The 6,424-nt window shown below is 72.2% G+C and carries 2 protein-coding genes; both read right to left on the bottom strand.

Features of this window, described 5'->3' with window-relative positions; translation table 11 throughout:
• A partial coding sequence (locus GBN72_RS08290) for a type I polyketide synthase (RefSeq protein WP_151771930.1) occupies nt 1–3,721 on the bottom strand: 3,721 nt, incomplete at its 3' end.
• Between the two features lie 72 nt (nt 3,722–3,793).
• Nucleotides 3,794–6,424: type I polyketide synthase (locus GBN72_RS08285; RefSeq protein WP_218042039.1), on the bottom strand; the 2,631-nt coding region annotated here is incomplete at its 5' end.

Here is a 6,424-nt window from a genome sequence, read left to right as displayed (position 1 = left end):
CGAGGACGGTCTGCACAGCTGCCGGGACGTCACCGTCGATGTCCGAGGCAGGGATCTCGAGGAGGGTTGCGTGTGCAGGGGCTTCCGCCGGGGTGGCGGTGAGGTGCTGCCAGTCGAGGTGGAAGAGGGAGTCGTGGGTGGGGGTGGTGTCGAGCTGTTCGGCCGTGACGGGGCGCAGGGTGAGGGTGTCGATGCGGCCGAGGGGCGTGCCGGTGGCATCGGCCAGGTCGAGGGCGATGCCGCCGTTGTTGGTGGTGATGCGGGTGCGCAGGACGGGTGAGCCGACCGCGTTCAGCTGGACGCCGCTCCATGCGAAGGGCAGGCCGGGGCCGTCGATTCCGGTGGGCAGGCCGCTGATGCCGATGGCGTGGAGGGCGGCGTCCAGCAGGGCGGGGTGGATCCCGAAGCGGCCGGCTTCCGCCCACGCCTCCTGCGGCAGCGCGACCTCCGCGAACACCTCCCCCTTCCGCCGCCACACGCCGCGCAGGCCCTGGAACACCGGGCCGTAACCGAACCCGGCATCCGCGAGGACCTCGTACAGGCCTTCCACCGAGATGGGTTCCGCCTGGCGCGGCGGCCACTCGGTGAGCACGACACCCGCCGCGACCGGCGTGGTGGGGGTGAGGTAGCCGGAGGCGTGCCGGGTCCAGGAGTCGCTGTCGTCGCCCGCGGGCGAGGAGTGCACGGTGACCGGACGGCGTCCGCCGTCCTCGGCCGCGCCGACCACCACCTGCAGACTCACCCCGCCACGCTCGGGCAGGACCAGCGGAGTCTCCAGCGTGAGGTCGTCCAGGACCGGGCAGCCGACCCGCTCACCGGCATGCAGAGCCAGCTCCACGAACGCGGTCCCCGGCAGCAGCACCGTCCCGAACACAGCGTGATCCGCCAGCCACGGATACGACTCCAACGACAACCGACCCGTGAACAACGAAACATCCTCACCGGCCAGCACCACCGCTCCCGCGAGCAGCGGGTGTTCAGCAGCGCTCATACCGACGCCGGAGATGTCGATCGCCTGCAACGACCTCTTGGGCCAGTAGTGCTGGTGCTGGAAGGCGTAGGTGGGGAGGTCGATCTGCTGGGCGTTGGTGCCGGCGTAGTAGGCCGTCCAGTCGACGGTGGCGCCGTGGGTGTGGAGTTCGGCAAGAGCAGTGACGACGGCGTCGGTCTCGGAACGGTTCTTGCGCAGGGCCGGGACGAACGCGGCCTCGGCCACGCTTTCCTGGGCCATGGCGGACAGAACCCCGCCCGGGCCCAGCTCCAGGTAGGTGCTCACGCCCTGGGCTTCCAGGTACCGGATGCCGTCGGCGAACCGGACCGCCTGGCGGACGTGGTTCACCCAGTAGTCGGCGGTCAGCAGCTCCTCGCCCGCCGTTTCACCGGTGAGGTTGGAGACGATCGGGATGCGGGGGGCGTGGAAGGTGGCCGCCCGCAGGAGGGTGCGGAACTCGTCGAGCATGGGCTCCATGCGCGGCGAGTGGAATGCGTGGCTCACCCGCAGCCGCTTCGACTTCTCGAACTGGTCAGCGATCGCCAGTACTTCGTTCTCGTCGCCGGAGATGACGACGGAGTTCGGGCCGTTGAGGGCGGCGATGGAGACGTTGTCGGTGAGCAGGGGCAGGACGTCGTCCTCGGTCGCCTGGACGGCGACCATCGCGCCGCCTTCGGGCAGGGCCTGCATCAGCCGACCGCGGGCGGCGACGAGCGCGGCCGCGTCCTCCAGCGACCAGACGCCCGCGACGTGCGCGGCAGCCAGCTCACCGATGGAGTGGCCCAGCAGGTAGTCAGGGGTGACACCCCAGTGCTCCACCAGCCGGAACAGGGCCACCTCGACGGCGAACAGACCGGCCTGCGTGTACACAGTCCTGTCCAGCAGGTCCGACTCCGCGTCGAAGACCAGCTCCTTCACCGGCCGGTCCAGGTGCCTGTCGAGTTCCGCGCAGACCGCGTCGAACGCGTCCGCGAACACCGGGAACGCCTCGTACAGCTCCCGGCCCATCCCCGCCCGCTGCGACCCCTGGCCGGAGAACAGGAACGCCGAACGCCCGCCGCCCCGCGCGGCCGTGCCCGTCACCGCACCGGAGGCGATCGCCTCCAGGCCCTGCACGAGGTCCTCCCGGCCGGAGCCCACCACCGCCGCACGCCGCTCGAAATGCGAACGGGTGAGGGCCAACGAGCAGGCCAGGTCCAGCGGTGCAAGCTCCGCGTTCTCCCGGACCTGGGCCAGCAGGCGTCCCGCCTGGTCCGCCAGTGCCTCCGGCGACTTCGCCGACAGCACCCACGGCACCACGGGGAGGACGACCTCCGGCTCACCGGCCGGCTCCGGCTCTTCCTCGGCCACCGCCTGCTCGAGGACCACATGGGCGTTGGTCCCGCTCACGCCGAACGAGGAGACGGCGGCCCGGCGCGGGCGCTCACCCGTCTCCGGCCACTCCCGCGCCTCCGTCAGCAGCTCCACCGCACCCGCCGACCAGTCCACCTGGGTCGACGGGCGTTCCACGTGGAGCGTCCGGGGCAGCACACCGTGACGCATCGCCATGACCATCTTGATGATCCCGGCGACACCCGCCGCCGCCTGGGCGTGGCCGATGTTGGACTTCAGCGAACCCAGCCACAGCGGCCGCCCGTCCTCCGGGCGGTCCTGGCCGTAGGTCGCCAGCAGCGCCTGCGCCTCGATCGGGTCACCCAGCGTCGTGCCCGTGCCGTGCGCCTCCACCACGTCCACGTCGGCGGCCGGAACACGGGCGTTGGCCAGCGCCTGGCGGATCACCCGCTGCTGCGACGGCCCGTTCGGCGCCGTCAGGCCGCTGCTGGCGCCGTCCTGGTTGACGGCCGAACCCCGCACCACCGCCAGCACCCGGTGACCGTTGCGGCGGGCGTCCGACAGACGCTCGACCAGCAGCACGCCCACGCCCTCGGACCAGCCGGTGCCGTCCGCGTCGTCCGAGAACGACTTGCAGCGCCCGTCGAAGGAGAGCCCGTCCTGCCGGCTGAAGTCGACGAAGGTGCCGGGCGTCGACATGACGGTGACGCCGCCCGCCAGCGCCATCGAGCACTCGCCGTTGCGCAGCGCCTGGACGGCCAAGTGCAGGGCGACCAGCGACGACGAGCACGCCGTGTCCACCGTCACCGCCGGCCCCTCCAGGCCCAGGATGTAGGCGACCCGGCCGGAGAGCACGCTGCCGGAGGTGCCGGTGCCGAGGTAACCCTCGACGCCTTCGGGAAGGGACTGCATCAGCGTCAGGTAGTCGTGGTACATCAGGCCGGCGAAGACACCCGTGCGGCTGCCCTTCACCGAGGCCGGATCGATGCCGGCCCGCTCGAAGACCTCCCAGGACGCCTCCAGCAGCAGACGCTGCTGCGGGTCCATGGCGAGGGCCTCACGCGGTGAGATGCCGAAGAAGGCCGGGTCGAACACCGTGGCGCCCTCGAGGAAGCCTCCGGCGTGAGCGTTCGAGGTCCCGGCCTCACCGTCGCCGAACAGGTGCTCGACGTCCCATCCCCGGTCGTCCGGGAACTCCGCTATCGCGTCACCGCCGGCCTGGACGAGGCGCCACAGGTCCTCCGGGGAGGTGACCCCTCCGGGATAACGGCAGGCCATGCCGACGATGGCGATGGGCTCACGGTCCCGGTCCTCGTACTCCCGCAGCCTGGTGCGCGCCTCGCGGAGATCCGCCGTGGCGCGCTTGAGGTAGGCGAGGTACTTCTCCTCGTTCGGCATGAGGTGGCACTCCTTGAAGGGCGAGGCAGGATCGACGGAAGGCGGCCCCCGCGAAGGGGCCGCCGTACGGGGTCAGGAAAGTCCCAGCTCGCCGTCGAGAAGATCGAAGAGTTCGTCCGCGGTCGCGGAGTCGAGGTCGGCGACGTCGTCGCCGTCGGGCCTGCTGTCCGTCCAGGCGGCGAGCAGTCCACGGAGGCGCTCCGTCACCTGGGACCGGTCGTCGTCGTCCGCGGGCACCGCCGCGAGCGAGGACTCGAGCCGGTCGAGTTCGCTGAGCAGCGTCAGGGCGGTGACGTTGCCTCCGGGGGCGAGTTCCGCCAGCAGGTGGCGGGCGAGCGCCTCGGGAGAGGGGTGGTCGAAGATCAGCGTGGCCGCCAGCTTCAGGCCCGTGAGCTGGTTGACCCGGTTGCGGAACTCGACTGCGGTGAGGGAGTCGAAGCCGATCTCCAGGAAACCGCGGCTCACCTCCACCGATGCCGCGGAGGAGTGACCGAGCACGGCCGCGATGGCGTCCCGGACGAGGTCGAGCACCAGGCGGTGGGCTTCGTCCTCGGAGCACCGGGCGAGACGTTCCTTCAGCGCGGCAGCGGACTCGGCGGCGGGCCGCTGGGCACTGGTTGCCTGCCTGCGCAGGGCCGCCCGGAAGAACGGGCGCAGCAGCGGGGGAAGCATGTCCGGCCGCACCTGGGACTCGTTCGGGGTGAGACGGGCGACCAGCAGGTGCGGCCGCTCCTCGGCGGAGGTGGCCACCGCCAGGTCGAACAGGTCGAGGCCCTGGTCGGCGCTCAGCGGAACGAGGCCCGCCCGCGCCATGCGGGCGATGTCCGCCGGGGTGAGCTCCCCCAGCATGCCGCTGTCGGCCCAGGGGCCCCAGGCGAGGGAGGTGGCGGGCAGACCGGTGGTGTGGCGGTGGGTGGCGAGGGCATCGAGGAAGGCGTTGGCGGCGGCGTAGTTGGCCTGGCCGGGTCCGCCGAAGGTGCCGGCGGCGGAGGAGTAGAGGACGAAGAAGGCGAGGTCCAGGTCGGCGGTCAACTGGTGCAGGTGCCAGGCGGCATCCGCCTTGGGCCGCAGCACGGTGGCCAGTCGCTCGGGGGTGAGGGACTCCAGAACGCCGTCGTCTACGACGCCCGCGGCGTGGACCACACCGGCGAGGCCGGGGCCGTCGGGCGCGGTCAGCTCACCGACCAGTGCGGCCAGGGCGTCGCGGTCGGTGACGTCGCAGGACGCCCACCGCACGTCGGCACCCAGCTCCCGCAGCTCCTCCACCAACGCGGTGGAGGGGCGACGCGAAACGAGGACGAGGTCCCGCACACCGTGGGTGGTGACGAGGTGCCGGGCGACCAGGCCGCCCAGCGCGCCGCCGGCACCCGTGACCAGAACCGCCCCTTCGGCGGCCGGCAGGGTGGCGTCAGCAGACGTGGTGGTGCGGGCCAGCCGGGGAACCAGAACCTCACCCGCACGGATGGCGAGCTGGCTCTCGCCGAGGGAGGAGAGCTTGAGCAGGTCCTCCGTCGACCCGTCGGTGTCGACGAGGACGATCCGGTCGGGGTGCTCGGACTGCGCGGAGCGCACGAGGCCCCACACCGTCGCGGCGACGAGGTCCGTCACCTCCTCGGCCCGGTTCGCGGCCACCGCGCCACGCGTGACGACGACCAGACGCCCGTCCTGCTCACTCGACGCGAGCCACTCCTGCAGCCGGGTCAGCACGTCGGCGGCGACTGCCCGCACGGCCGCGGGAACGTCACCGTCGAGGCTCGAGACGGGTACCTCGATGACCTCCGGGACAACGGCCGGCGCCTCGGCCCGTCCGACGGCCGGGCCCGAGACCCATTCGATCTCGAACACCGAGTCGGAACCGCTGCTCCGGGAGGGGGCGTCGAGTTGCCCCGCGCTGAGGGGACGCATGACCAGCGAGTCGATCCGGGCGACCGGCATTCCGTCGCTGTCGGCGAGATCGAGCGACACCTCACCGTTGTCGGCGGTGGTGATCCGGACCCGCAGCGCGGACGAGCCCACCGCGTACAGGCTGATGCCCGACCAGGCGAAGGGAAGTCGGCCACCCTCGGCGAGGGATCCTCCACTGACCCCGATGGCGTGCAGGGCGGAGTCCAGCAGTGCCGGGTGCAGCCCGAATCGGCTCCCCTCCTCCCACGCGTCCTCGGGCAGCGCCACCTCGGCGAAGACCTCGTCCTCGGCCGTCCACACGGCACGCAGGCCCTGGAAGACCGGCCCGTAGCCGTAACCGATGTCGTTCATGGCGTCGTAGACCCCGTCGACCGGGACCTGCTCGGCCCCACGCGGCGGCCACTCGGCCATCGTCCGGCCCTCGGAAGCGGAAGGCGCGTCGACCGCGAGAACGCCACCCGCGTGACGGCTCCACGGCGCGGTGGCGCTGGAGGCCGGACGGGAGTGGATCTCCAGCGGACGCCGCCCGCTCTCGTCGGCGGGTCCGACCCAGAGCTGCAGGACCACGGACGCCGTGGCCTCGAGCACCAGGGGGGCGGCGATGGTGAGCTCCTCGACCCGGTCGCAGCCGGCCGCCAGCGCGACGTGCGCGGCAAGGTCGACGAACGCGGCACCCGGCAGCAGCACCGTGCCGAGGACGGCGTGGTCCGCCAGCCACGGGTGGGTGTCGAGACCGATCCGGCCGCTGAACAGCAGGCCGTCGGACCCCGCCACGGCCACGGAAGCATCGAGGAACGG

The sequence above is a fragment of the Streptomyces abyssomicinicus genome (assembly GCF_008974245.1).
Lineage (GTDB): Bacteria > Actinomycetota > Actinomycetes > Streptomycetales > Streptomycetaceae > Streptomyces > Streptomyces abyssomicinicus.
This window is presented reverse-complemented; position numbering and strand designations above follow the sequence as displayed.